We start from the raw sequence: 25477 nt of genomic DNA, 5'->3' as shown, positions 1-25477 counted from the left end.
ACTCTTAAAGAAAGAGAAATTAAGAATGCAACCTTCTTCCTTTCTGCTGCATGGGCCGAAAGACACCCTGATATTGTAGAGCGCATCATGAAAGATGGACACGAAATCGGTAGTATGGGGTACAATTACACATCCTATACTTCTCTAGAGACAAATGAAATAAGACGAGACCTTTTACGAGCACAAGATGTTTTTACGAAACTTGGTGTAAAACAAGTCAAGCTGTTACGTCCACCTAGTGGCGAATTTAACAAAGCAACCCTTAAAATCGCAGAATCACTTGGATACACCGTCGTGCATTGGAGTAATAATTCAAACGATTGGAAAAACCCAGGTGTAAATAACATCGTTTCTACTGTTTCTAATAATTTGAAAGGTGGAGATATCGTCTTATTACACGCATCCGATTCTGCCCTTCAAACAAATAGAGCTTTACCGTTGCTCCTGCAAAAAATAAAAAGTGATGGATATGAGCAAATATCCGTATCACAACTTATTTCCAACACAAGTACGAAAAGTGAAGATGTGAAGTAGCTTCTTCCCTACTACTCTTCACGCATAAAAAGCTCTACTACCTTTCAAGAAGGTGGTAGAGCTTTTTTAATCATACCATTTACAACATTATAACTGCTGTTGTATAAAACCTCTCTATTAAGCTGATTTACTTGTTTTTCCGATTAAACGATGTAATACAAGTAATTGATATGCATTACATAACAATAGCGGTATAACCATTAAATATAACCAATCTGTATCATTAATCCGAAGCGCCGGTACCCATTCAAGGATCGTTACAACAACCATAAAGAACAGAGCTGGCACAAATGCTTTTTTATTTGTTTCTTTACTTTTTACATAAGCAACAATTGCTCCAAACACAAATAACATTCCAGCAACAAGTATATTATTCCCTAACGAGACTTCCCCATTTGCAATAAGTACAGATCTTAAATACACAAAATCAAATAATACGAATGCAATAAAGAAGAGCTGGACTGCATTCCATAAAGAAGATGAGCGAAACATCCCTAGTCCAAAACGGTGGATTGTTAAATATGCAAAGAATCCCATTTGACTTATAACACTAAAAATAAATCCTACACCCATCAGCCAGAAAGATACTGCTAAAATCTCCTTACCGTCGAAATTTTGAAAAAATTTATTGTACTTGTCCCACTCCAAAACAAAACCAATAATAACTGTGCTAATCCCACCAAGAAACAACGTCGTTAAAAATAGTCGTACCCACTTGCGGCTATTCACAACACATCCCCCATTATCCTTATATTTCTAATTAAATTGTATCAATGACAATTTCAAAAAGCTAGCCATGTTCATGTATAAATTCCTTAAAGATATTTATATTAAAAAGAGAGAACTGTGCTGAAAGGAGTTCCAACTTATGAAACGGATGCTATTCATTTTCGTTTCTTCTTTTCTACTTATCGCACTTGCAGCATGCGCACAAGGAAAAGAAACGAAATCCGAACTAGATTACGATCAAACAAAGAAAATGATTGTTGATATTTTAAAAACAGATCAAGGTAAGAAAGCTATTCAAGATGTATTAACTGATGAAAAAATGAAACAAGCACTCATACTAGATGAAACAGTAGTAAAGAAAACGATTGAAGATGCCATGGTATCCGATAAAGGGCAACAATTCTGGGAAAAGCTCTTTAAAGATCCTGAGTTCTCATCAAAATTTGCTAAAAGTATGGGGAAAGAACAAACTCAATTAATGAAAACCTTATTAAAAGACCCTGAATACCAAGCAGGCGTTATAGAAATTATGAAAAATCCTGAAGTAGAAAAAATGATGTTACAAACAATGAAGAGTAAAGAATACCGTCAATATCTACAACAAGTACTAACAGAAACTGCTGAAAGTCCACTCTTCCAAGCCAAGATGATTGATATCATTAGTAAAGGTGTGCAAAAAGCTGAAAAAGGCGGATCTGGTAAGAAAGAAGCAGGCGGTGACGGTGGTTCTCAAGGCGAGAAGAAGGAAGAACAGTAAAAAATAATAACTATAATAACGAGTGGACAATTTATATATTGTTCACTCGTTATTACTTTATCTTGCTATTAACACACAAAATGGACCCCTCTAATTAAGCGAAAGGTTTACTAGCAACAAAAGCCTTATTGTTGTCAGTAACAGGTGAACCCCACTGATTAAAGTTTCACTTTATTTTTGTGTAACAGCTGTTTTATCAATTACTGTTTCAGCTATTTTACTATAAATAATGCCCGTTGTATGTGTATCTTCATATACTGAAGGAGCAAAGTCTTCTTTATTCCAATCGGGTTGTTGCAGTGGAAGGCGACCAAGAACATTCGTTTGTAATTCGGTAGCTAACTTATCTCCCCCGCCTTTTCCAAATACATATTCTTTCTCACCAGTTACCTTACTTTCAAAATATGCCATATTCTCAACAACACCAAGAATACTATGTTCAGTGCGCAATGCCATCGCTCCAGCACGCGCTGCTACAAACGCAGCTGTTGGATGAGGCGTCGTTACAATAATCTCTTTGCAAGATGGCAACATTGAGTGCACATCTAACGCAACATCACCTGTGCCTGGTGGCAAATCTAGTACTAAATAATCTAAATCGCCCCATTCTACTTCTGTGAAGAAGTGGTTTAACATTTTCCCAAGCATAGGTCCTCTCCAAATAACTGGTGCATTATCCTCTACAAAGAAGCCCATTGAGATTACCTTTACACCTAAACGTTCCACCGGAATTATCTTGTCACCTCTTACGATAGGACGTTTTTCTATCCCCATCATGTCTGGCACACTAAAACCGTAAATGTCCGCATCAATAATACCAACTTTTTTTCCTAAACGAGCTAAAGCAACTGCAAGGTTAACGGAAACAGTTGATTTTCCCACGCCACCTTTTCCACTCGCTACTGCTAAGAATGTTGTTTTTGAATTAGGTGACAATAAAGATTCACTTTGCTCTTCTTCTTGTTCCGGTGCAAACTGAGCTAATTCCTCTTCTGTAAATTCTGCAAAACGAAGTCCAACTGTTGCTGCCCCAAGTTCTTTTACTAACTTTACAATTCCAGACTGCAACTGCATTTGTTCCGCTGTACCGGTTTTTACGATTGCAATTTTGACACTCACATGTTCCTTCTCTGGCTTGACTGTTACCTCTTTAATTGCACTTGTTTCTTTTAATGTTTTATGTAAAAACGGATCTACAATCCCTTCTAACGCTTCAACCACTTGCTCTTTCGTTACCATAATTAGCCCAGCCCCCTGTATGAAAAATAACGTAATGTTAATTGAATTTATCTCTGCTTATCCATGAAATAAATGCGTTTACATTTCCAGTATAACATATTTTCCGAAAACTTCGTTAACGAGAGAAGCTCAAAAAAAATCCTCCTTATTCTGGAGGATTTCCTTTTTCCGTGAAATAACGTAATATACCACGGTATATTGCAGCTGCTACCTTTTGCTGATATTTCTCCGAATTTAACATATACCTTTCGTTCACATTCGATAAAAAGCCAGCTTCAATTAAAGCACCTGGTGTTTTAGAATACTTTAATAAATATACATGCGAAATTGTCTTAGCAGAACGATTCGTGTTCTCTAAACTTGTTCTCAATTCAGCCTGTATAAATTTTGCAGCACGTTCATTTTCAATCGAAGAGCGGTAATAGAACGTTTGTGCGCCTTTCGATCCACTACTAGTTAAAGCATTTAAATGAATACTTGCAAAAAAATCTACATCAGGTTTATTGATGATTTCTACACGTTTTTTTAAATCCTCTGCTTTACGTCTACTATATGACTTTGTATCTTTGTTAGCTAAATCATAATCTCCCTCACGCGTTAAAATAACTAGTGCACCTTGTTCTTGTAAATAGTCTTGTACCTTTTTTGTAATTTCAAGCGTAATATCCTTTTCTATAATATCCTTTCCACCAACAGCCCCTCCATCTGGTCCACCATGCCCAGCATCTAATACAATTACTTTCCCTGATAAGGGTAAATTCCAAGCTCGCCACGATTTTGTAATTTGAAATTCTTGCTTGACTAAAAAAAACAATACAACCGCAGCGAGTGCAAAAGAGATAATTCGAATTCTCTTCATACCTTTCCTCCTCCAGCTAGTCCCTCTAATTACTTATATGGGACAAGAGGAAAGTTTATGCTTGTCTTAATGAAGCTTTAATCGATATCTTCTTTCACCTTTTTCATACCCTTCTTGCCACCACAATCCTATAAACTGCTGACAAGATTCAAAAAGTAACTCCTCATCTTTCAACTTTATTTCTCGCATAGTCATACTCGTTAAAAATTGAAATAGCGTTTCAGTTAATTGTTGTTCTTCTTCTAAAGCTCTATATTTCACATCAAAAAACGATTCACCATAATAACCAAATTTACTGTATCTCGCTCCTAATAAATAAGATTCTATCCCTAATTCAATACAGTAATCTTCATACTGACGATGAAGCTCTTGCATTTGAAAGGCATCACGAATATTTGAACGCAATGTTTTTAATGATAATTCCCGCAACATCTTCCGCTCGTATTTTAACTGCTTTTCTTTTTGTTTTTCTTGTAAGCTGACAATGACATTCATAGTACATATAAACCTCCCTAATACGTATTAGTCTAAACTTCTAAAGAAGAAGCATACGCGCGGCGGTAGCACTAAAATATTCCAAGCTATAAAAATTGCAAAAGAGGAATGAAACATAAAAAAACCCCAACCAAAATGGTTGGGGTTTGTAGTTCGCAAAAATTAACGTTTTGAGAACTGAGGTGCACGACGTGCGCCTTTAAGACCGTATTTTTTACGCTCTTTCATACGTGCGTCACGAGTTAATAGACCTGCACGTTTTAGTGTTAGACGGTATTCTGGATCAGCTTTTAATAAAGCGCGAGAAATACCGTGACGAATAGCACCAGCTTGACCAGTGTATCCACCACCATTTACGTTTACAAGTACATCGTAGTTACCTAAAGTTTCTGTTGCAACTAGAGGTTGTTTCACTACTTCACGTAATGCAGCAAATGGGATATAGTTTTCAAAATCACGACCGTTAATGATAACGCGTCCTTCGCCTGGAACTAGGCGTACGCGCGCTACTGAACTCTTACGACGTCCAGTGCCATAGTATTGAACCTGTGCCAAAGTAAGCCCTCCTTTAATTAATTATCCGCGAAGTTCGTAAACTTCTGGTTTTTGTGCTTGGTGTGGATGCTCTGCTCCAGCATACACGTTAAGTTTCTTAGAAACTTGACGGCCTAAGCGTCCTTTTGGAAGCATGCCTTTAATTGCAAGCTCTAACATTTGTACAGGGTAGTTTGTACGCATTTCAAGAGCTGTTCTTTGCTTAAGTCCACCTGGGTGGTTAGTGTGACGGTAGTAAATTTTATCGTTTAATTTATTACCTGTTAAATGAATTTTCTCAGCGTTAATAATAATTACATGATCACCCGTGTCAACGTGTGGTGTAAATGTAGGTTTGTTTTTACCACGTAAAATGGATGCTACTTCACTAGCAAGGCGACCTAAAGTTTGACCTTCAGCATCAACCACATACCATTTACGCTCAACTTCGTTAGCTTTTGCCATAAAAGTCGTACGCATGTGTTTCCCTCCTCGTTATCTTTTCCATAGAAAAAATCTATTGTTTATCTTAAACACGATTTCCTTCCGGGGCTAATCGTGGTTTTAGAAACAATACCATATGTTATGATATACTTTTGAGTTTCTAATGTCAAGCAAATGTTACACCAGGATTAGTTGTTATAGTTTACCTCCCATAAGTAAAGCCCATGACCTGGAGCCATCTTTCCAGCAAACTGACGATTTTGTTTCGCTAAAATCTCTGGAATGCTATCAGGATCAAGCTTTCCTTGCCCTACGCTAAGTAACGTACCAACAATAATTCTGACCATATTATATAAAAATCCATTACCTACAAAACGAAAAATTATTTCATCATCTTGTTCAATTAACTCGATTTCATAAATTGTTCGCACTTTATCTTTTTTGTCAGTTTTTGCCGAACAAAAAGAAGTAAAATCATGCGTTCCAATAAAATAAGGAATTGCTTTTCTTATAGAGTTGATTTCGAGCGGGTATGGATATTGATATACGTAATTTCTACGGAATACATCCGCAGTCTTTGATAATAATACACGATAACGATATTCTTTTTTCTCAACACCGTAACGTGCATGAAATTCTTCTGTTTTTTTCTCTACTTGCCTAATAACAATATCATCTGGCAACATTGTGTTTAAAGCATTACTCCATTGCCACTCTTCAAGAGACAAAGGAGTATCAAAGTGTATTACTTGTCCTTTTGCATGAACTGTAGAATCTGTTCTACCAGATGCCTGAACACGAACAAGTTCTCCCTTATGCAATTTCTGCAATGCTTTTTCTATCTCCTGTTGAACAGTACGATGGTTCGGCTGAATTTGATAACCACAAAAATGCATGCCATCATATGCAACCGTACATTTTATTCTATCCATTTCTCTATTCTCCATTACGATCGCACCCATGCCAAAATACAAGCTAAACAAAATAAGCTGACAATCGTTACTGTATCGCTTGTTTTCCAGCGTAGTTGCCTAAATTTAGTACGTCCTTCACCACTTTGATATCCACGAGCTTCCATCGCAATGGCTAAGTCCTCTGCACGCTTAAAAGCACTGATAAACAGAGGAACGAGCAGTGAAATAATAGCTTTCATTCTATCTTTTATCGGTCCCCCGGCAAAATCAATACCACGTGACGCTTGTGCTTTCATTATTTTACTCGTTTCATCCATTAATGTCGGGATAAAACGAAGAGAAATTGACATCATTAATGCGATTTCATGAACAGGAACCTTTATACGCTTCAACGGCTTTAATAACGTCTCCAAACCATCTGTAATTTCAATAGGTGTCGTCGTTAACGTTAATAATGTCGTCATTAAAATAATAACGAAGAATCGTACAGAAATGTATATCCCTTGCTCTAATCCTTTTTCATATATCGAAAACCAACCAAGCTGGAATAGTACATCCCCCTCTTTATTTGTAAAAATATGCAGGAAAAATGTAAAAAGAAAAATCCATAAAATTGGTTTTAAGCCCGAAAGTACATAACGAATCGGCACTTTTGCAAAAAATAAAGCAATGAGTGCATATAAAAATAAAAATCCATATGAAATCGCATTATTTGCTAAGAAAACAACAAATACATATAAAAAGACAATCAGCAGCTTCGTACGTGGATCAAGTTGATGAATAAGTGAATTCCCCGGGATATATCTCCCAATAATCAACTGCTGCATGATTCATGACCACCTTTTCGTAACACCTGCACAACTTCATGAGTAAGATCCTCTAAAGATAAGGTAGCCTTTGGAATTGAAATACCAAACTTCTCTTCAATTGCACGTTTATACTTTAATGACATAGGAAGATCCACACCAATTTTCTCTAGTTCATCAGCATGTGAAAATACTTCCTCTGCACTTCCTTGCAAAAAGACCGTTCCTTTATGCATAACTACAATCTGCTCCGCATACTGAGCAGCATCCTCCATATTATGCGTTACAAGGATGACTGTAAGACCCTTCTCCTTGTGCAGCTTATAAAACATCTCCATAAGTTCGTTCTGCCCTTTTGGATCTAGTCCTGCTGTAGGTTCATCTAATACAAGCACTTCAGGTTCCATTGCCAGTACACCCGCTATAGCAACACGTCTCATTTGTCCACCACTTAATTCGAACGGAGAACGTGTTAACAGTTCTGGTTCTAGCCCTACAAGTTCAATTGCCTTTCTAGCCTTTTGCCTTGCTTCGTCTACAGATACTCCAAAATTAGTAGGGCCGAAACAAATATCTTTCTCCACAGTCTCTTCAAACAACTGATGTTCTGGAAATTGAAAGACAACCCCTACTTTTTTACGTAGTGGCTTTAGCTTTTTTTCTTTCTTTCCTGCCGAAATCAAATGTTCACCAATTTGAACTGTACCATTTGTCGGCTGCAATAAACCATTTAAATGTTGAATCATCGTCGACTTTCCTGAACCAGTATGACCGATAATGGCATAATAGCCCCCACTTGGAAACGACACGTCTACATCATAAAGTGCGCGTCTTTCAAATGGAGTTTTATATTGATAACGATGTTCTACTTTTTGGAATGTAATCTCCAAAGTTCGTTCACCAAGCTTTCCATTGTAAGATGCGTATTTTGCAAGAGAATTTCATTTCTTTTTAATAATTCTGCTATTTTCACCGAAAACGGTACATCTAAGCCAATTTCTTGGAGCATATGAGAGGATTTGAAAATTTTTTCTGGAGTCCCTTCCTCTAATATTTCTCCCTTATTTAAAATAATGACACGATCTGACTGTGCCGCTTCTTCTAAATCGTGCGTAATTGATAACACGGTAATACCTTTTTGAGTAACAAGTTGTCTAACCGTTTCTACTACTTCACGTCTCCCTTGAGGGTCTAACATTGACGTTGCTTCATCTAATATTAAAATAGATGGTTGAAGTGCTAAAACGCCTGCTATTGCCACTCGCTGCTTTTGCCCACCAGATAAGGAATGAGGCTCATCATTAAGAAAATCTTCCATACGGACAAGTTGCAAGGCCTGTTCTAATCTTTCAATCATTTGTTCTCTTGGCATTCCGATATTCTCCAAGCCAAATACAACATCATCTTGCACTGTCGTTCCAACAAATTGATTATCTGGATTTTGAAATACCATTCCAATTTGTTTTCGAACATCCCATACCGTTTCCTCTGATAAAACCATTGTATCATTTACTGTAATAGTCCCTGCTTCTGGCAAAAACAAACCATTCAATAATTTTGCAAGTGTAGACTTTCCTGAACCGTTTTGTCCAATAATAGATACCCATTCTCCCTCATATAAGGAAAATGAAACATCTTTTAATGCATAAGTGGCTGCCCCAGGATATTGAAATGATATATTTTCTATCCGAAGTTTCTCTTTTTTCAATAGAAGGCACCCTTTCCTTCGCCAAGTTAGCCTATTTTTATATTTAAAAAAAAGGGCCATGACCAGTTTCTTGAAAAGAACTGTCCTGCCCTTTTAATTATCATTATACTAACTCGATAATTACCATTGGTGCTGCGTCTCCGCGACGTGGACCAATTTTTGCAATACGAGTGTATCCGCCTTGGCGCTCAGCATAGCGTGGAGCTACATCAGCGAATAGTTTTTGAAGTGCATCTTGACCAGTCTCAGCGTTAGCTACTTCATTGCGAATGAAAGCTGCTGCTTGACGACGAGCATGAAGATCTCCGCGTTTACCTAAAGTGATCATTTTTTCCACTACAGAACGAAGTTCTTTTGCACGAGTTTCTGTCGTTTGGATGCGCTCGTTGATAATTAAATCAGTAGCTAAATCACGTAACATAGCTTTACGTTGCGCACTTGTACGGCCTAATTTTCTGTATGCCATTCGTAGTTCCCTCCTTTGTTGATGGGTTTAAATCCTCAGTCGTCTTTACGTAAACCTAAACCTAATTCCTCAAGTTTATGTTTAACTTCTTCTAAGGATTTACGTCCTAAGTTACGAACTTTCATCATATCTTCTTCTGTTTTGTTCGCAAGCTCTTGTACAGTATTAATTCCTGCACGTTTTAGGCAATTATAAGAACGAACAGAAAGGTCTAGTTCTTCGATAGTCATCTCAAGAACTTTCTCTTTTTGATCTTCTTCCTTCTCGACCATAATCTCAGCATTTTGTGCTTCATCAGTTAAACCAACAAAGATATTTAAATGCTCAGTTAAGATTTTGGCACCTAAAGAGATAGCTTCTTTTGGCCCGATGCTTCCATCCGTCCATACATCAAGCGTAAGCTTATCATAATTAGCCACTTGTCCGACACGTGTCTTTTCCACTTGGTAAGTCACACGTGATACTGGAGTATAAATAGAATCAATAGGAATTACTCCTATTGGTTGATCTTCGCTTTTATTTGCATCAGCTGGCGTATACCCACGGCCACGCTTTGCAGTTAAACGCACGCGGAAATGCGCATCTTTTGCTAACGTTGCAATGTGTAAATCTGGATTTAAGATTTCTACATCACTATCGTGAGTAATATCAGCAGCTGTGACAATACCTTCGCCCTGTACATCAATTTCCAACGTCTTCTCTTCTTCAGAGTAGATTTTAAGAGCTAACTTTTTCAAGTTTAAGATGATCGTCGTAACGTCTTCTACTACGCCCTCAACTGTTGAAAATTCATGTAATACGCCATCGATTTGGATAGCAGTAACAGCGGCACCAGGGAGTGAGGATAAAAGAATACGACGTAAGGAGTTACCCAAAGTAGTACCATATCCACGCTCAAGCGGTTCAATTACGAATTTACCATATTTAGCATCTTCGTTAAGTTCAACCGTTTCGATTTTCGGCTTTTCGATTTCAATCATTAACTAAACCCTCCTTCAAAACGTCGAAACCCCGGTTAAACAAAGGTATAACCCCTGTCTAACCGAAAGTCCCCCTTAGGCAGTTCCCGATTGTGCACAACAAGCGATGTTTCTGTACGAAATTTCTCGATAATGCATCATATCCATTATAGACAAAAGGGAAAATTCTATACAGAAAAATTACACACGACGACGTTTTGGTGGACGACATCCATTATGAGGAACTGGAGTAACATCTCTAATTGCTGTTACTTCTAGACCTGCAGCTTGAAGAGCACGAATTGCAGCTTCACGACCAGCACCAGGACCTTTAACAGTAACCTCTAAAGTTTTTAAACCGTGTTCCATTGCAGCTTTAGCAGCAGTTTCAGCAGCCATTTGCGCAGCGAATGGAGTAGATTTACGAGATCCACGGAAACCAAGTGCACCAGCACTAGACCAAGAAAGTGCGTTACCGTGAGTATCTGTAAGTGTTACGATTGTGTTGTTGAAAGTAGAACGAATATGAGCTATACCAGCTTCAATATTCTTTTTCACACGTTTTTTACGAGTGTTTGTTTTACGTGCCATTGTTAGTTCAACCTCCTTTACTTATTATTTCTTTTTATTTGCTACTGTACGACGTGGACCTTTACGTGTACGAGCATTGTTTTTAGAGTTTTGACCACGAACTGGTAAACCACGACGGTGACGAAGACCACGGTAAGAACCGATCTCCATTAGACGTTTGATGTTAAGAGATACTTCACGACGAAGGTCTCCCTCAACTTTAATACGATCGATGATATCACGGATACGTCCTAATTCGTCTTCCGTTAAATCACGAACTCGTGTTTCTTCAGAAATACCTGCTTCAGCAAGAATTTTTTCAGCAGTTGTGCGACCAATGCCGAATACGTAAGTTAAAGAAATAACAACGCGTTTGTCTCGAGGAATATCTACACCTGCGATACGTGCCATTACGAATGCACCTCCTTCTGATTAACCTTGTTTTTGTTTATGTTTAGGGTTTTCACAAATAACCATTACTTTTCCACGTCTACGAATAACTTTACATTTTTCGCAGATTGGTTTAACTGACGGTCTTACTTTCATGTCTCGAACCTCCTTAAAGATTACGGAGTGCTATATTATTTAAAACGGTACGTAATACGACCACGATTTAAATCGTACGGAGATAATTCTACCGTAACTTTGTCTCCTGGTAAAATACGAATGAAGTTCATACGGATTTTACCAGAAACGTGAGCCAATACGACATGCCCATTCTCTAATTCTACTTTGAACATAGCATTTGGCAACGTTTCAAGAACGGTACCTTCGACTTCAATTACATCATCTTTAGCCATTCAATAGTTCTCCCTTCTTCAAATCAGTAACATTTTACACTGCTCTGAAATCCCGGAGAGCCAGCTACTTATAAAGTGGTAAGGATTTCGTATCCTGCTTCTGTAAGAGCAATCGTGTGCTCAAAATGGGCACACCATTTACCATCTACCGTTACCACTGTCCAGTCATCAGATAGTGTTTTTACATATCGTCTTCCTTGATTCACCATCGGCTCAACACAGATGACCATTCCCGGCTTTAATCTAGGGCCTCTATTTGGTGGACCATAGTGCGGGATTTGAGGGTCCTCATGTAAGTCTTGCCCGATTCCGTGACCAACATACTCCCTAACGATCGAGAATCCATTCTCTTCAGCATGGGTTTGAACCGCATGTGAGATATTTGATAATCTCTCGCCTGGTTTTACTTGTTCTAGACCAAGATACAACGATTTTTCTGTGACATCAAGTAGCTTTTGAACAGATTCAGAAATGTTTCCAACTGGATACGTCCATGCAGAATCTCCATGGTACCCATTGTATTTCGCACCAATATCGATACTGATGATATCGCCCTCTTTGAGCTTGCGCTTCCCTGGAATTCCGTGTACAAGCTCTTCATTTACAGAAGCACATATGCTCCCCGGAAATCCGTTGTATCCTTTAAAAGATGGCGTAGCACCATATTTTTGAATCGTCTTTTCCGCTATTTGATCGAGCTCTTTCGTTGTAATTCCTGGAGTAATGTGCTGTTTCAACTCTTGATGAGTCAAAGCAACGATCCTGCCAGCTTCTCGCATGATTTCTATCTCGCGAGGAGTTTTGCAGATTATCATTACGCTAAGCCTCCGATGAGAACATCGATATCAGCAAATACTTTATTGATATCTTGCTCACCATTAATGCTTTGTAAGTAACCAAGCTCTTCGTAGAAATCAAGCAAAGGTTTTGTTTGCTTAATATTTACATCTAAACGATTTGCTACAGTTTCTTCATTGTCATCAGAGCGTTGATATAATTCGCCACCACATTTATCGCACACATCAGCTTTTGCTGGTGGATTGAATTCTAAGTGGTAAGTCGCACCGCACTCTTTACAAATGCGACGGCCTGTAAGGCGTTTTAATAACAACCCTGAATCCACATTAATGTTTAAAACATAGTCGATTTTTTTGCCAAGATCTTTCATAATTTCTTCAAGAGCTGATGCTTGTGCAACAGTTCGTGGGAAACCGTCTAGTAAGAAACCTCTTACGCAGTCGTCTTGACTTAAACGTTCACGAACGATTCCGATTGTAACTTCATCTGGAACAAGTGCACCTTTATCAATAAAAGATTTTGCTTGTAGACCCATTTCAGTTTCAGCCTTCATAGCTGCACGGAACATGTCTCCTGTTGAAATGTGAGGGATGTTATACTTGGCAACAATCTGTTCGGCTTGTGTACCTTTACCAGCACCAGGAAGCCCCATTAAAATTAAGTTCATCCTTGTTCCCCCTCAGAGTACATGAGCATGTAGGGAAGACAATTCTTCCCACTTACTCACTGCTTGATAAACCCTTTGTAATGGCGTTTTACCAGTTGGCTTTCTAGCTGCTTCATTGTTTCTAAAGCAACGCCGACAACGATTAACATACTCGTTCCACCGATCTGTGCAGATGGAGGAAGATTTCCCAATTTCGTAAAGATAACTGGTAAGATTGCAATCGCTGCTAGGAAAATTGATCCTACAAAGGTCAAACGATACAAGATTTTTGTTAGATATTGTTCCGTATTCTTACCCGGACGAATACCTGGAACATATCCACCTTGCTTGTTTAGATTCTCTGACATTTGCTCTGGATTAACCTGAACAAATGCATAGAAATATGTGAAGGCTACAATGAGCGCAACATATATGATCATTCCCACTGGGTGAGAATAGTTAAAGTTTGCAATAATCCACTGCGATACATCATGTTTCGGGAAGAACTGTGCAATAGTCGGAGGCGTAATTAAGAATGAAACAGCAAAAATTACTGGAATAACACCAGCACTATTTACCTTAAGCGGTAAATGTGTGTTTTGTGCTCCAGCATAACCACCATTTCCTCCTGTTACACGCTTCGCATATTGAATTGGGATCTTTCTAACAGCCTGTTGAATGAAAATAACACCCACAATAACTGCTAGCACAGCTAGTAAAATCAATGCAACTTTAACGATACTCATGAACAATTGATCTCCGATATTTTGAAACTGTTGCTGATACACTTGAGATATAACACTTGGGATCGCTGCGGCAATACCGCCAAAGATAAGGATGGAAATACCATTACCTACACCTTTAGCTGTAATCTGTTCACCTAACCACATTAAAAATGCAGTACCAGCAGTCAGTACCGTAGCAATGTATAAATAAGTGCTCCAACCTGGATTCAAAATTAATTGTCCACCTACCATACCGTTAAAACCGATTGACATACCAAACCCCTGAATAAACGCAAGAACAATTGTAAAGTAACGCGTGAATTGCGTTAATTTACGACGGCCCATTTCACCTTGCTTCGACCATTCCGAAAATTTAGGAACAACATCCATCTGCAATAATTGCACGATGATGGATGCTGTAATATACGGCATGATTCCCATCGCAAAGATGGAGAAGTTTTTCAAGGCTCCACCGCCAAATGTATTTAGAATACCTAAAGCATTTAATTGATCTTGTGCCTTCAGTACGTCTCCATTTGTAAATGGCACGGGGATAAACGTGCCAATCCTGAATACGATTAACATCGCTAAAGTGAATAATATTTTACGTCTTATCTCAGCAACGCGCATAAAGTTGGAGATTGTACGAAACATTAGATCACCTCAACTGATCCGCCAGCTGCTTCAATTGCTTCTTTAGCACTTGAAGAGAACTTGTGCGCTTTAACAGTTAGTTTTTTCTCTACTGCTCCGCTTGCAAGAACTTTAACACCGTCGTTTAACTTGCTGATAACGCCAGTTTCCAGCAATAATTCAGGTGTTACTTCTGTACCATCTTCAAAACGATTTAACGTTGATAAGTTTACAATAGCAAACTCTTTACGGTTAATGTTTGTGAAGCCGCGTTTTGGTAAACGACGGAATAATGGAGTTTGACCACCTTCGAAGCCAAGACGAACACCGCCGCCAGAACGTGCGTTTTGTCCTTTATGACCTTTACCAGCAGTTTTACCGTTACCAGAACCGATACCACGACCGACACGGTTACGTACTTTACGAGAACCTTCTGCAGGTTTTAATTCATGAAGTTTCATTCCCAGGCACCTCCTTATATTAATGAGTTATCCTTAAGCTTCTTTTACAGTTACAAGGTGAGAAACTTTGTTGATCATACCAAGAATAGCAGGAGTTTCTTCCTTAACTACAGTTGAATTCAACTTTTTAAGACCTAAAGCTTCTACCGTCGCACGTTGATCTTGTGGACGACCAATTACACTACGAGTGAGGGTAATTTCTAACTTTTTCGCCATTTGTTTTCCCTCCTTAACCTAGTAGCTCTTCTACAGATTTACCGCGTAATTTTGCAACATCTTCAGCGCGCTTAAGTTCGCTTAATCCGTTCACAGTAGCGCGAATCATGTTGATTGGTGTGTTAGAACCAAGAGATTTCGAAAGAATATCTTGTACACCAGCTAATTCAAGGACCGCACGAACAGGTCCACCAGCAATAACACCAGTACCCTCAGCAGCAGGTTTTAAGAACACTTCACCAGCGCCAAAATGACCGTTGATTGTGTGTGGAATTGTTGTACCAACTAATGGTACAGCGATTAAGTTTTTCTTAGCGTCTTCGATAGCTTTACGGATTGCGTCTGGTACCTCTTGTGCTTTACCAGTACCGAATCCAACATGACCGTTTTTATCGCCAACTACAACTAGTGCAGCAAAGCGGAAACGACGACCACCCTTAACAACTTTCGCGACACGATTTATCGTAACTACACGTTCTTCAAGTTCTAATTTACTTGGGTCAATGCGATGCATCAATTTTCCCTCCTTTGACCATTAAAATTGTAATCCAGCCTCACGAGCAGCTTCAGCTAGAGCTTTAACACGGCCATGGTATAAGTAACCACCGCGATCAAATACTACTTCTTTAACGCCTTTCTCTACAGCACGCTTAGCAACTGATTCTCCAACTTTCGTAGCAGCTTCAATATTGCTAGTACCGTTAAGAGCAAGGTCTTTATCAAGAGTAGATGCACTTACTAACGTTACACCATTCACATCATCAATAACTTGAGCGTAAATATGTTGGTTAGAACGGAACACGTTTAAACGTGGACGCTCTGCAGTACCAGTAAGTTTAGCACGTACACGTGCATGTCTTTTCTTACGAGTCGCATTTTTATCAGCTTTAGTGATCATTCTTGTCACTCCTTTCTCTCACCTAACGGGTTTACTTAGCAGTTTTACCTTCTTTACGACGAACAACTTCGCCTTCGTAACGAATACCTTTACCTTTGTAAGGCTCAGGAGCACGTACAGCACGGATGTTAGCAGCGAATTCGCCAACACGTTGCTTGTCGATACCTTTAATTACGATCTTAGTTGGTGCAGGTACTTCAACTTCAAGACCTGCTTCCGGAGTCATTTCTACTGGATGAGAATAACCTACGCTTAATACAAGTTTATCACCTTGTTTTTGAGCACGGTAACCAACACCGACTAATTCAAGTCCGCGTGCGAAACCTTCAGTTACACCTTCAACCATGTTTCCGATTAAAGCACGAGTTGTACCGTGTAATGCACGGTGTTCCTTCTGTTCAGATGGACGCTCAACTGTTAATGTATTCTCTTCAATTTTGATAAGCATATCAGCATTGAAAGTACGAGTTAATTCACCTTTAGGGCCTTTTACTGTTACAGTATTGTCTTCTGCAACTGTAATAGTAACACCTGCAGGGATTTCAAGAATCTTTTTACCAATACGAGACATGTGGTCACACCTCCGTTCGTTTTAAATATATATTACCAAACGTATGCTACTACTTCTCCACCAGTTTGTAATTGACGAGCGTCTTTGTCTGTCATTACTCCCTTAGATGTAGAAACAAGAGCGATACCTAATCCGTTAAGTACACGTGGTACTTCGTCAGCTTTAGCGTAAACGCGTAAGCCAGGTTTACTGATACGTTTTAATCCAGTGATTACACGTTCATTGTTTGCACCATATTTCAGGAAAATACGAAGGATACCTTGTTTGTTATCCTCGATGTATTCTACATCACGAATGAAACCTTCACGTTTTAAAAGTTCAGCGATCTCTTTTTTGATTTTAGAAGCAGGAACCTCTAATTTCTCATGACGTACCATGTTCGCATTACGGATGCGAGTAAGCATGTCTGCAATTGGATCTGTCATCACCATGTGTTTTACCTCCTTCCCATTTGTGGGTTTTACCAACTAGCTTTTTTAACACCAGGAATTTGACCTTTATATGCAAGTTCACGGAAACAAATACGGCAAAGTTTAAATTTGCGGTATACAGAATGCGGACGACCGCAGCGTTCGCAACGTGTATACTCTTGTACTTTAAACTTAGGAGTACGCTTTTGTTTCGCTATCATAGATTTTTTAGCCACGTTTTCGCCTCCTCTACTTAGCGTTGGCTTCCATTATTTTTGGAATGGCATACCGAATTGTGTTAAAAGTTCACGAGCTTCTTCATCAGTTTTCGCTGTAGTAACGATTACGATGTCCATACCGCGGACTTTGCTTACTTTATCATAATCAATCTCAGGGAAAATAAGTTGCTCTTTAACACCTAATGTATAGTTTCCACGACCATCGAATGATTTCTTAGAAACACCACGGAAATCACGTACACGTGGTAAAGAAACTGATACTAATTTGTCGAAGAACTCATACATTTGCTCGCCGCGTAAAGTTACTTTCGCACCGATTGGCATACCTTCACGAAGACGGAAACCAGCGATTGATTTTTTAGCACGAGTTACAACAGGTTTTTGACCTGTGATTTGTGTTAATTCTTCTACTGCGTTGTCTAACGCTTTTGAGTTAGATACCGCGTCACCAACACCAGTGTTGATTACGATCTTTTCGATTTTTGGTACCTGCATTACAGATTTATAGTTAAACTTGCTCACTAGAGCAGGAGTAATTTCCTTTTGGAACTTCTCTTTAAGGCGATTCAATGAAGTGACCTCCTTTCTTAAGAAAATTATTTATCTAATAATTCACCAGATTTTTTTGCAATACGAACTTTTTTACCATCTTCTACTTTGAAGCCTACGCGAGTAGGTTCACCTGTTTTCGGATCTAAAATCATAACGTTAGAAACGTGAATAGGTGCTTCTTTAGTAATAATTCCACCTTGTGGATTTAATTGAGATGGCTTAGAGTGCTTCTTAACGATATTGACACCCTCAACGATAACACGGTTTTGCTTTGGGAAAGCCACAAGGATAACGCCTTGTTTTCCTTTGTCTTTACCAGTGATTACCTGTACTTTATCACCTTTTTTTACATGCATCTTAATTCTGCACCTCCTTAGCAAGGCAATACCTTAAATTATAGAACTTCTGGAGCTAAAGAAACGATCTTCATGAAGTTGCTATCACGTAATTCACGAGCTACTGGTCCGAAGATACGAGTACCACGTGGGCTCTTATCGTCTTTAATGATAACCGCTGCGTTTTCATCAAATTTGATGTAAGAACCGTCCGGACGACGAGCTCCGCTCTTCGTACGTACTACTACTGCTTTAACAACGTCACCTTTTTTAACAACGCCACCTGGTGTTGCTTGTTTTACCGTAGCAACGATAATGTCACCAATGTTAGCATATTTACGACCAGAGCCGCCTAATACTTTAATTGTTAAAAGTTCACGTGCACCAGAGTTGTCAGCAACTTTCAAACGAGATTCTTGTTGGATCATGTTATGAAACCTCCCTTCGGACTAAAAATTCCGATTCGTCTATTTAGATAATAACCGCTTCTTCAACGATTTCAACTAAACGGAAACGCTTAGTAGCAGAAAGCGGGCGAGTTTCCATGATTTTAACGATATCGCCAAGTTTCGCTTGGTTTTGCTCATCATGGGCTTTGTACTTCTTAGAATACTTAACACGTTTTCCGTACAAGGAATGAGTTTTGTAAGTTTCAACTAAAACTGTAATCGTTTTGTCCATTTTGTCAGACACTACACGACCAGTATAAACTTTGCGTTGGTTACGTTCGCTCACTATGCAAACCTCCCCTCAATTTATCGATTAATTCCGATCTCTCTTTCACGAACTACAGTTTTCATACGAGCAATTGCTTTACGCACTTCACGAATGCGAGTTGGATTCTCTAATTGTCCTGTAGCAAGTTGGAAGCGAAGATTAAACAACTCTTCCTTTAAAGCTTTAACTTTTGTTTCGATTTCGGCAGTGGTTAATTCACGAATATCATTAGTTTTCATTAGATTCACCACCATTTTCTTCACGTTTTACGAATTTACATTTCACAGGTAACTTGTGAGCTGCAAGACGTAATGCTTCGCGTGCTACCTCTTCAGATACACCCGCGATTTCGAACATAATTTTCCCAGGTTTTACTACTGCTACCCAGCCTTCTGGTGCCCCTTTACCGGAACCCATACGTACTTCTAGAGGTTTTGCAGTGTAAGGTTTAGAAGGGAAAATTTTAATCCATACTTTACCGCCACGTTTCATGTAACGAGTCATTGCACGACGAGCAGCTTCGATTTGACGGTTTGTAATCCATGAAGCAGCTTGTGCTTGTAAACCGAATTCACCGAAAGCAATTTCAGTTCCACCTTTAGCACGACCACGCATTTTACCACGATGCTCTCTACGATATTTTACGCGTTTTGGCATTAACATATTATTTTCCTCCTTCCTCAGAAGCTTTCTTTTTTGTAGGAAGGACTTCTCCACGGTAGATCCATACTTTTACGCCTAATTTACCGTATGTTGTATCAGCTTCAACTGCTGCATAGTCAATATCAGCGCGAAGTGTATGAAGTGGAACAGTTCCTTCACTGTAAGATTCTGCACGAGCGATATCAGCTCCGCCAAGACGACCAGAAACCTGTGTTTTAATACCTTTAGCACCTGCACGCATAGCACGTTGAATAACTTGCTTTTGTGCACGACGGAATGATACACGGTTTTCTAATTGACGAGCGATGTTTTCGCCTACTAATTTAGCGTTAAGATCAGCTCTCTTAACTTCTAAAATGTTGATGTGTACACGCTTGCCTGTTAATTGGTTAAGAGCTTTACGAAGTGCTTCAACTTCAGTACCACCTTTACCAATTACCATACCAGGTTTTGCAGTGTGAATTGTAACATTTACACGATTTGCTGCACGTTCGATTTCTACTTTAGCAACAGCAGAATCTTTTAAGCGTACATTAATGTACTCACGGATTTTGATGTCTTCATGTAATAATGTAGCGTAATCTTTCTCAGCGAACCAACGAGATTCCCAGTCACGGATAACGCCGACACGAAGACCAATTGGATTAACCTTTTGACCCATCGATTATCCCTCCTTCTTTTCTGATACCACAACTGTGATGTGGCTTGTGCGTTTGTTAATTTGGCTTGCACGACCCATTGCACGTGGACGGAAACGTTTTAACGTTGGACCTTCGTCAACGAAAACTTTTTCTACAACTAGGTTGTTAATGTCCATCTCATAATTGTGCTCTGCATTTGCGATTGCAGATTTTAAAACTTTTTCTACAACTGGAGAAGCAGTTTTTGGTGTGTGGTTAAGGATAGCAATCGCTTCACCCACTTGCTTACCTCGGATTAAGTCTACTACTAAACGAACTTTACGAGGAGCAATACGAACTGTTCTCGCTACTGCTTTAGCTTGCATTGAAGTGCCTCCTCTCATTATCTTCTAGTTTTCTTATCGTCAGCAAGGTGACCTTTGTACGTACGAGTTGGTGCGAATTCACCTAACTTATGGCCAACCATATCCTCAGTGATGTACACAGGTACGTGTTTACGACCATCATATACAGCGATTGTGTGTCCGATGAACTGAGGGAAGATTGTTGAACGGCGAGACCAAGTTTTAACAACTTGTTTTTGCTCAGATGCAACTAATTTTTCCATTTTGCTCATTAAGTGATCATCGACAAATGGTCCTTTTTTTAAGCTACGAGCCATTTTGGTGCCTCCCTTCGTGATTGGCGTACGGTTCTAGAAATGAACCGTACTACAATCCCATTATTTTTTACGACGACGAACGATAAATTTGTCAGACGCTTTGTTTTTCTTACGAGTCTTGAATCCAAGAGTTGGTTTACCCCATGGAGACATTGGAGACTTACGTCCGATTGGAGAACGTCCTTCACCACCACCGTGTGGGTGATCAACAGGGTTCATTACAGAACCACGAACTGTTGGGCGTTTACCTAACCAGCGAGAGCGACCTGCTTTACCGATTTTGATAAGTTCGTGTTGTTCGTTACCTACTTGACCGATTGAAGCGCGACAAGCAGATAATACAAGACGTACTTCACCAGAAGTTAAACGTACAAGTACGTATTTACCTTCTTTACCAAGTACTTGAGCAGATGTACCAGCAGAACGAACTAATTGTCCGCCACGACCAGGCTTAAGCTCGATGTTATGAACAACAGTACCTACTGGAATGTTGATTAATGGTAATGCGTTACCGATTTTAATGTCAGCTTCTGGGCCAGACATAACTTCCATACCTACTTCTAAAGACTTAGGAGCAAGAATGTAACGTTTTTCACCGTCAACGTAGTTAATTAATGCGATATTCGCAGAGCGGTTTGGATCGTATTCGATCGTAGCAACGCGTCCTGGAATTCCATCTTTGTTACGCTTAAAGTCGATGATACGGTATTGACGCTTATGTCCGCCACCTTGATGACGTACAGTGATTTTACCTTGGTTATTACGACCAGCCTTCTTGCTTAAAGGAGCAAGTAATGACTTTTCGGGTCTATCAGTCGTGATTTCAGCGAAATCATTCGTAGTCATATTACGACGACCGTTAGTAGTTGGATTATACTTTTTGATTCCCATCTCAATTTCCCTCCTTCTTTAGTAAGAATTAAACGCCTTGGAAGATTTCGATTTCTTTGCTGTCAGCAGTTAGCTTAACGATTGCTTTACGACGACGGCTAGTAAAACCAGCGTGACGACCAACGCGTTTTGCTTTCGGCTTGTAGTTCATGATGTTCACTTTTTCTACTTTAACACCAAAGATCGCTTCAAGAGCATCTTTAACTTCTGTTTTATTAGATTTAACGTCCACATCGAACGTGTATTTTTTTTCAGCCATCATTTCCATAGAACGTTCAGTGATAACTGGGCGCTTAATGATATCACGAGGATCTCTCATTATGCAAGCACCTCCTCTACTTTTTCCACTGCCGCTTTTGTCATGATTAGCTTATCATGATGAAGCACGTCTAAAACGTTTACGCCATCAGCAGTGATTACTGTTACTCCAGGGATATTGCGAGCAGATAACTCTACAGATTCGTTTGCATCAGCAGTTACGATAAGAGCTTTCTTCTCAACAGTTAATCCTTTAAGTACTGCTAGCATGTCTTTTGTTTTTGGTGCATTTAACACTAGGTCTTCAAGAACTACAATGTTGTTCTCAACTACTTTAGTAGCTAATGCAGATTTGATTGCTAAACGACGAACTTTCTTAGGAAGTTTGTACGCATAGCTTCTTGGTGTAGGTCCGAATACCGTACCACCACCACGCCATTGAGGAGAGCGGATAGACCCTTGACGAGCACGTCCAGTTCCTTTTTGACGCCATGGTTTACGACCACCACCGCGAACTTCAGAGCGAGTTTTTACTTTGTGTGTACCTTGACGTAAAGATGCACGTTGCATCATTACAGCTTCGAAAAGTACAGCTTCATTTGGTTCGATACCGAAAATAGCTTCAGCTAATTCGATTTCACCAACCTGTGAACCAGTTTGGTTATATACAGTAACTTTTGGCATTGGAATTCCTCCTTCCTATTGTGAATTATTTGCTAACCTTCACAGCGCCTTGAACAACTACAAGAGATTTCTTAGCACCTGGAACGTTACCTTTTACTAGTAATAAGTTGCGCTCAGTGTCAACTTGAACGATTTCTAAGTTTTGGATAGTAACTTGGTCTCCACCCATACGTCCAGCAAGTTTTTTGCCTTTGAATACACGGTTCGGAGCAACTGGGCCCATTGAACCTGGACGACGGTGATAGCGAGAACCATGAGACATAGGTCCGCGAGATTGTCCGTGGCGTTTGATAACACCTTGGAAACCTTTACCTTTAGAAATTCCTGTTACATCAACGATTTCACCTGTAGCGAATACGTCAACTTTTACCTCTTGACCAACCTCTAATCCGTCCACGTCTGCATCGCGGATTTCGCGAATGAAGCGCTTAGGAGTTGTAGATGCTTTAGCAGTGTGGCCTTGTTCAGGTTTGTTAGTTAACTTTTCACGTTTATCTTCAAATCCTAACTGGATTGCATTGTAGCCATCAGTTTCAGTTGTTTTCTTTTGAAGAACAACGTTTGGATTAGCAGCGATAACTGTTACTGGGATTAACTCACCGTTCTCAGCAAATACTTGAGTCATACCGATCTTTCTTCCTAAGATTCCTTTGGTCATGAGTTACACCTCCTACATTTTTAAGTTATATAAATTATAGTTTGATTTCGATATCTACACCAGATGGTAAGTCTAAACGCATTAATGAATCTACTGTTTGTGGAGTAGGACTCACGATGTCGATTAGACGTTTGTGCGTGCGCATTTCGAATTGCTCACGAGAATCTTTGTACTTATGAACAGCACGAAGAATTGTGTAAACAGTTTTTTCAGTTGGTAATGGGATCGGACCAGAAACTGTTGCCCCAGAACGCTTAGCTGTTTCTACAATTTTCTCAGCTGACTGATCAAGAATACGGTGATCGTAAGCTTTTAAACGGATACGAATTTTTTCTTTTGCCATTATTTTCCCTCCTTCGTTCGCCTATTTCTAAAATAGACCTTCTCCATGGAAATTTCCCCACACCATGCCATGGCAAAGCGGCCGGGTGTGTCAGCAACCTTCCACTTCATCGCAGTCAAAGACCAACATTGTCTATTATACAATGTTATTCGTCTAGATGCAAGCATCTTTTTGTTTGCATCTGCTTTTCTCTACTTTTGCTATTATACATGGCACTTTAAAGAATTTCAAGTTTTCATCTAACAGAATTCATTTTACAGTTTCTGGATTATCTTTTGTCGTTTTTATAATACTATAGAAGAAACTCGTCAAAACAAAAAACACCCTCTTCTTCCTTATATAAACGCAAACAAAAAACCTAAGGGAAAATCCCTTAGGTTTTTTTATATCAGTTAAGATTACTCAACGATAGTAGCAACTACACCGTAACCTACTGTACGTCCACCTTCACGAATAGAGAATTTAGTTCCCTCTTCGATAGCGATTGGAGCGATAAGTTCGATAGTCATTTCGATGTTGTCACCAGGCATTACCATTTCAGTACCTTCTGGTAATTGGATGATACCAGTTACGTCAGTTGTACGGAAGTAGAACTGAGGACGGTAGTTAGCGAAGAATGGAGTGTGACGTCCACCTTCTTCTTTAGATAATACGAAAACTTCAGCTTTGAATTTAGCGTGAGCTTTTACAGAACCGCTTTTTGCAAGTACTTGTCCACGTTGGATGTCTTCACGAGCAACCCCACGAAGTAAAGCACCGATGTTGTCTCCAGCTTGAGCTTGGTCAAGAAGTTTACGGAACATCTCTACACCAGTTACAGTTGTAGAAGCATTTTCTTCAGCAAGACCGATGATTTCTACTACGTCACCAACTTTAACGATACCGCGCTCAACACGACCAGTAGCAACTGTACCACGACCTGTGATAGAGAATACGTCCTCTACAGGCATTAAGAATGGTTTGTCAGTTTCACGTTCTGGAGTTGGGATGTAAGCATCAACTTCAGCCATTAATTCAATGATTTTTGCTTCCCAATCAGCTTCTCCTTGAAGAGCTTTAAGAGCAGAACCTTTGATTACAGGAATGTCGTCGCCTGGGAATCCGTATTCAGATAATAGGTCGCGAACTTCCATTTCTACTAATTCTAATAATTCTTCGTCATCTACCATGTCGCATTTGTTTAAGAATACAACGATGTAAGGAACACCTACTTGACGAGAAAGAAGGATGTGCTCACGTGTTTGAGGCATTGGGCCATCAGCAGCAGATACTACTAAGATACCGCCGTCCATTTGAGCAGCACCAGTGATCATGTTTTTAACATAGTCAGCGTGACCTGGGCAGTCAACGTGTGCATAGTGACGAGTTTCAGTTTCGTACTCAACGTGTGCAGTTGAGATTGTGATACCGCGCTCTCTTTCTTCTGGAGCAGCATCGATTTGATCGTATCCGCGTGCTTCAGCACCACCAGCTTTTGCAAGAACTGTAGTGATCGCAGCAGTTAATGTAGTTTTACCATGGTCAACGTGGCCGATTGTACCGATGTTAACATGGGGTTTAGAACGTTCGAATTTAGCTTTAGCCATTCTAAATTCCTCCTTAGTTTATATAGGTTATTTTATATTTAGACTAGAAAGTGAAACTTACGTCCCACTTTCTAAGC

Annotated in this window: 43 protein-coding genes (1 of these 43 running past the window's edge); 2 read left to right on the top strand and 41 right to left on the bottom strand. The window is 39.5% G+C overall.

The features are described from left to right. A protein-coding gene (gene pdaB / locus GD442_RS00870; RefSeq protein WP_000464705.1) for a polysaccharide deacetylase family sporulation protein PdaB crosses the window boundary here: on the top strand, window positions 1–534 show its 3' portion. The gene continues 231 nt to the left of window position 1, outside the view; the window shows 534 of its 765 coding nt (coding positions 232–765); its start codon lies off the left edge, out of view; the stop codon is at window positions 532–534. A gap of 117 nt (window positions 535–651) precedes the next feature. Here pdaB and kbaA read toward each other — a convergent pair whose 3' ends face one another. Beyond that, window positions 652–1263 carry a KinB signaling pathway activation protein KbaA gene (gene kbaA, locus GD442_RS00865; protein ID WP_001088527.1) on the bottom strand — a complete coding sequence of 204 codons (612 nt, stop codon included), beginning with the start codon at window positions 1261–1263 and terminating at the stop codon, window positions 652–654. A 139-nt stretch (window positions 1264–1402) separates the two neighbouring features. On the opposite strand from kbaA, the gene gerD reads away from it, so the two are divergent. Then, window positions 1403–2020, top strand: coding sequence for a spore germination lipoprotein GerD (gerD, locus tag GD442_RS00860; RefSeq protein WP_000827295.1), 618 nt, complete (start codon window positions 1403–1405; stop codon window positions 2018–2020). 171 nt (window positions 2021–2191) lie between these two features. Here the strand turns inward: gerD and GD442_RS00855 are convergent, their stop codons facing one another. The 40 genes from GD442_RS00855 to tuf all read right to left on the bottom strand — a co-directional run bounded on the left by GD442_RS00855 (window position 2192) and on the right by tuf (window position 25400). Then, the gene (locus tag GD442_RS00855) at window positions 2192–3259 is read right to left on the bottom strand and encodes an Mrp/NBP35 family ATP-binding protein (RefSeq protein ID WP_159365028.1); all 1068 of its coding nucleotides are present in this window, start codon (window positions 3257–3259) and stop codon (window positions 2192–2194) included. A 145-nt stretch (window positions 3260–3404) separates the two neighbouring features. Next, complete coding sequence (gene cwlD / locus GD442_RS00850) at window positions 3405–4118, bottom strand: N-acetylmuramoyl-L-alanine amidase CwlD (RefSeq protein WP_000822439.1); 714 nt, start codon at window positions 4116–4118, stop codon at window positions 3405–3407. Window positions 4119–4184: 66 nt separating this feature from the next. After that, window positions 4185–4613 (bottom strand): DUF2521 family protein, encoded by a 429-nt coding sequence (locus tag GD442_RS00845; protein ID WP_001101005.1) that lies wholly within the window; start codon window positions 4611–4613, stop codon window positions 4185–4187. A gap of 162 nt (window positions 4614–4775) precedes the next feature. After that, the gene (rpsI, locus tag GD442_RS00840) at window positions 4776–5168 is read right to left on the bottom strand and encodes a 30S ribosomal protein S9 (protein WP_000079986.1); all 393 of its coding nucleotides are present in this window, start codon (window positions 5166–5168) and stop codon (window positions 4776–4778) included. 21 nt (window positions 5169–5189) lie between these two features. Beyond that, window positions 5190–5627: a 50S ribosomal protein L13 gene (gene rplM, locus GD442_RS00835; RefSeq protein WP_001260793.1), complete on the bottom strand. Its 438-nt coding sequence runs from the start codon at window positions 5625–5627 to the stop codon at window positions 5190–5192. Between the two features lie 152 nt (window positions 5628–5779). Further along, a complete protein-coding gene (gene truA, locus GD442_RS00830; RefSeq protein ID WP_002164804.1) occupies window positions 5780–6523 on the bottom strand; it encodes a tRNA pseudouridine(38-40) synthase TruA in 744 nt (247 codons plus the stop codon). 14 nt (window positions 6524–6537) lie between these two features. Beyond that, window positions 6538–7332: an energy-coupling factor transporter transmembrane component T family protein gene (locus tag GD442_RS00825; RefSeq protein ID WP_001186526.1), complete on the bottom strand. Its 795-nt coding sequence runs from the start codon at window positions 7330–7332 to the stop codon at window positions 6538–6540. Then, complete coding sequence (locus tag GD442_RS00820; RefSeq protein ID WP_000406535.1) at window positions 7320–8201, bottom strand: energy-coupling factor ABC transporter ATP-binding protein; 882 nt, start codon at window positions 8199–8201, stop codon at window positions 7320–7322. The genes GD442_RS00825 and GD442_RS00820 overlap by 13 nt, the downstream gene beginning before the upstream one ends. Beyond that, entirely contained in the window at window positions 8177–9019 is an 843-nt protein-coding gene (locus tag GD442_RS00815; RefSeq protein ID WP_000711757.1) for an energy-coupling factor ABC transporter ATP-binding protein, read from the bottom strand. Before GD442_RS00815 ends, GD442_RS00820 begins: the two co-directional genes overlap by 25 nt. A 103-nt stretch (window positions 9020–9122) precedes the next feature. Next, window positions 9123–9485: a 50S ribosomal protein L17 gene (gene rplQ, locus GD442_RS00810; protein ID WP_000331490.1), complete on the bottom strand. Its 363-nt coding sequence runs from the start codon at window positions 9483–9485 to the stop codon at window positions 9123–9125. 35 nt (window positions 9486–9520) lie between these two features. After that, the gene (locus GD442_RS00805; RefSeq protein WP_000569643.1) at window positions 9521–10465 is read right to left on the bottom strand and encodes a DNA-directed RNA polymerase subunit alpha; all 945 of its coding nucleotides are present in this window, start codon (window positions 10463–10465) and stop codon (window positions 9521–9523) included. 180 nt (window positions 10466–10645) lie between these two features. After that, window positions 10646–11035, bottom strand: a complete 390-nt coding sequence (gene rpsK, locus GD442_RS00800; RefSeq protein WP_000101798.1) for a 30S ribosomal protein S11 — start codon at window positions 11033–11035, stop codon at window positions 10646–10648. Window positions 11036–11059: 24 nt separating this feature from the next. Then, complete coding sequence (gene rpsM / locus GD442_RS00795; RefSeq protein WP_000090788.1) at window positions 11060–11425, bottom strand: 30S ribosomal protein S13; 366 nt, start codon at window positions 11423–11425, stop codon at window positions 11060–11062. Window positions 11426–11446: 21 nt separating this feature from the next. Next, entirely contained in the window at window positions 11447–11560 is a 114-nt protein-coding gene (rpmJ, locus tag GD442_RS00790) for a 50S ribosomal protein L36 (protein WP_000868344.1), read from the bottom strand. A gap of 35 nt (window positions 11561–11595) precedes the next feature. After that, window positions 11596–11814, bottom strand: a complete 219-nt coding sequence (gene infA / locus GD442_RS00785; protein ID WP_001029884.1) for a translation initiation factor IF-1 — start codon at window positions 11812–11814, stop codon at window positions 11596–11598. A gap of 68 nt (window positions 11815–11882) precedes the next feature. Continuing rightward, entirely contained in the window at window positions 11883–12629 is a 747-nt protein-coding gene (map, locus tag GD442_RS00780; RefSeq protein WP_000582539.1) for a type I methionyl aminopeptidase, read from the bottom strand. Then, window positions 12629–13279 (bottom strand): adenylate kinase, encoded by a 651-nt coding sequence (locus tag GD442_RS00775; RefSeq protein ID WP_001048989.1) that lies wholly within the window; start codon window positions 13277–13279, stop codon window positions 12629–12631. The genes map and GD442_RS00775 overlap by 1 nt, the downstream gene beginning before the upstream one ends. A gap of 56 nt (window positions 13280–13335) precedes the next feature. Next, the gene (gene secY, locus GD442_RS00770) at window positions 13336–14637 is read right to left on the bottom strand and encodes a preprotein translocase subunit SecY (RefSeq protein WP_000490117.1); all 1302 of its coding nucleotides are present in this window, start codon (window positions 14635–14637) and stop codon (window positions 13336–13338) included. Beyond that, window positions 14637–15077 carry a 50S ribosomal protein L15 gene (rplO, locus tag GD442_RS00765; protein ID WP_000766081.1) on the bottom strand — a complete coding sequence of 147 codons (441 nt, stop codon included), beginning with the start codon at window positions 15075–15077 and terminating at the stop codon, window positions 14637–14639. The genes secY and rplO overlap by 1 nt, the downstream gene beginning before the upstream one ends. 33 nt (window positions 15078–15110) lie before the next feature. Beyond that, on the bottom strand, window positions 15111–15293 hold the full coding sequence (rpmD, locus tag GD442_RS00760) for a 50S ribosomal protein L30 (RefSeq protein ID WP_001085234.1): 183 nt from the start codon (window positions 15291–15293) through the stop codon (window positions 15111–15113). 13 nt (window positions 15294–15306) lie between these two features. After that, window positions 15307–15807: a 30S ribosomal protein S5 gene (gene rpsE, locus GD442_RS00755; RefSeq protein ID WP_000554646.1), complete on the bottom strand. Its 501-nt coding sequence runs from the start codon at window positions 15805–15807 to the stop codon at window positions 15307–15309. 21 nt (window positions 15808–15828) lie between these two features. Next, complete coding sequence (gene rplR / locus GD442_RS00750) at window positions 15829–16191, bottom strand: 50S ribosomal protein L18 (protein WP_000628816.1); 363 nt, start codon at window positions 16189–16191, stop codon at window positions 15829–15831. Window positions 16192–16222: 31 nt separating this feature from the next. Then, window positions 16223–16762, bottom strand: a complete 540-nt coding sequence (rplF, locus tag GD442_RS00745; RefSeq protein ID WP_000086558.1) for a 50S ribosomal protein L6 — start codon at window positions 16760–16762, stop codon at window positions 16223–16225. A gap of 32 nt (window positions 16763–16794) precedes the next feature. Beyond that, window positions 16795–17193: a 30S ribosomal protein S8 gene (gene rpsH, locus GD442_RS00740; RefSeq protein ID WP_000245511.1), complete on the bottom strand. Its 399-nt coding sequence runs from the start codon at window positions 17191–17193 to the stop codon at window positions 16795–16797. Between the two features lie 29 nt (window positions 17194–17222). Further along, window positions 17223–17408: a 30S ribosomal protein S14 gene (gene rpsN, locus GD442_RS00735; RefSeq protein ID WP_001085700.1), complete on the bottom strand. Its 186-nt coding sequence runs from the start codon at window positions 17406–17408 to the stop codon at window positions 17223–17225. A 33-nt stretch (window positions 17409–17441) separates the two neighbouring features. Further along, window positions 17442–17981 carry a 50S ribosomal protein L5 gene (gene rplE, locus GD442_RS00730; protein ID WP_001080831.1) on the bottom strand — a complete coding sequence of 180 codons (540 nt, stop codon included), beginning with the start codon at window positions 17979–17981 and terminating at the stop codon, window positions 17442–17444. Between the two features lie 26 nt (window positions 17982–18007). After that, window positions 18008–18319, bottom strand: coding sequence for a 50S ribosomal protein L24 (rplX, locus tag GD442_RS00725; protein WP_000558200.1), 312 nt, complete (start codon window positions 18317–18319; stop codon window positions 18008–18010). Between the two features lie 38 nt (window positions 18320–18357). Beyond that, window positions 18358–18726 (bottom strand): 50S ribosomal protein L14, encoded by a 369-nt coding sequence (gene rplN / locus GD442_RS00720; RefSeq protein WP_000615912.1) that lies wholly within the window; start codon window positions 18724–18726, stop codon window positions 18358–18360. A gap of 43 nt (window positions 18727–18769) precedes the next feature. After that, the gene (rpsQ, locus tag GD442_RS00715; protein ID WP_000004106.1) at window positions 18770–19033 is read right to left on the bottom strand and encodes a 30S ribosomal protein S17; all 264 of its coding nucleotides are present in this window, start codon (window positions 19031–19033) and stop codon (window positions 18770–18772) included. 20 nt (window positions 19034–19053) lie between these two features. Further along, the gene (rpmC, locus tag GD442_RS00710) at window positions 19054–19254 is read right to left on the bottom strand and encodes a 50S ribosomal protein L29 (protein WP_000855718.1); all 201 of its coding nucleotides are present in this window, start codon (window positions 19252–19254) and stop codon (window positions 19054–19056) included. Further along, window positions 19244–19678 carry a 50S ribosomal protein L16 gene (gene rplP, locus GD442_RS00705; RefSeq protein WP_000928969.1) on the bottom strand — a complete coding sequence of 145 codons (435 nt, stop codon included), beginning with the start codon at window positions 19676–19678 and terminating at the stop codon, window positions 19244–19246. The genes rpmC and rplP overlap by 11 nt, the downstream gene beginning before the upstream one ends. A 1-nt stretch (window position 19679) precedes the next feature. After that, window positions 19680–20339 carry a 30S ribosomal protein S3 gene (gene rpsC, locus GD442_RS00700; protein WP_000529956.1) on the bottom strand — a complete coding sequence of 220 codons (660 nt, stop codon included), beginning with the start codon at window positions 20337–20339 and terminating at the stop codon, window positions 19680–19682. A 3-nt stretch (window positions 20340–20342) separates the two neighbouring features. Further along, on the bottom strand, window positions 20343–20684 hold the full coding sequence (gene rplV / locus GD442_RS00695; protein ID WP_001148024.1) for a 50S ribosomal protein L22: 342 nt from the start codon (window positions 20682–20684) through the stop codon (window positions 20343–20345). Window positions 20685–20701: 17 nt separating this feature from the next. Next, window positions 20702–20980, bottom strand: a complete 279-nt coding sequence (gene rpsS / locus GD442_RS00690) for a 30S ribosomal protein S19 (protein WP_000124454.1) — start codon at window positions 20978–20980, stop codon at window positions 20702–20704. Between the two features lie 60 nt (window positions 20981–21040). Continuing rightward, window positions 21041–21871 (bottom strand): 50S ribosomal protein L2, encoded by an 831-nt coding sequence (gene rplB / locus GD442_RS00685; protein WP_000511583.1) that lies wholly within the window; start codon window positions 21869–21871, stop codon window positions 21041–21043. A 28-nt stretch (window positions 21872–21899) separates the two neighbouring features. Next, window positions 21900–22190, bottom strand: a complete 291-nt coding sequence (rplW, locus tag GD442_RS00680; protein WP_001205558.1) for a 50S ribosomal protein L23 — start codon at window positions 22188–22190, stop codon at window positions 21900–21902. Continuing rightward, the gene (gene rplD, locus GD442_RS00675; RefSeq protein ID WP_001127258.1) at window positions 22190–22813 is read right to left on the bottom strand and encodes a 50S ribosomal protein L4; all 624 of its coding nucleotides are present in this window, start codon (window positions 22811–22813) and stop codon (window positions 22190–22192) included. Before rplD ends, rplW begins: the two co-directional genes overlap by 1 nt. A gap of 25 nt (window positions 22814–22838) precedes the next feature. After that, the gene (gene rplC / locus GD442_RS00670; protein WP_000160207.1) at window positions 22839–23471 is read right to left on the bottom strand and encodes a 50S ribosomal protein L3; all 633 of its coding nucleotides are present in this window, start codon (window positions 23469–23471) and stop codon (window positions 22839–22841) included. A gap of 34 nt (window positions 23472–23505) precedes the next feature. After that, entirely contained in the window at window positions 23506–23814 is a 309-nt protein-coding gene (gene rpsJ / locus GD442_RS00665) for a 30S ribosomal protein S10 (RefSeq protein ID WP_001040596.1), read from the bottom strand. A 398-nt stretch (window positions 23815–24212) separates the two neighbouring features. Continuing rightward, complete coding sequence (gene tuf, locus GD442_RS00660; protein ID WP_001029614.1) at window positions 24213–25400, bottom strand: elongation factor Tu; 1188 nt, start codon at window positions 25398–25400, stop codon at window positions 24213–24215. Between the last annotated feature and the right edge of the window lie 77 nt (window positions 25401–25477).

Origin of the sequence: Bacillus sp. A260 (assembly GCF_009861435.1) — a bacterium.
In the GTDB taxonomy this organism is placed as follows: Bacteria; Bacillota; Bacilli; order Bacillales; family Bacillaceae_G; genus Bacillus_A; species Bacillus_A cereus.
This window is presented reverse-complemented; position numbering and strand designations above follow the sequence as displayed.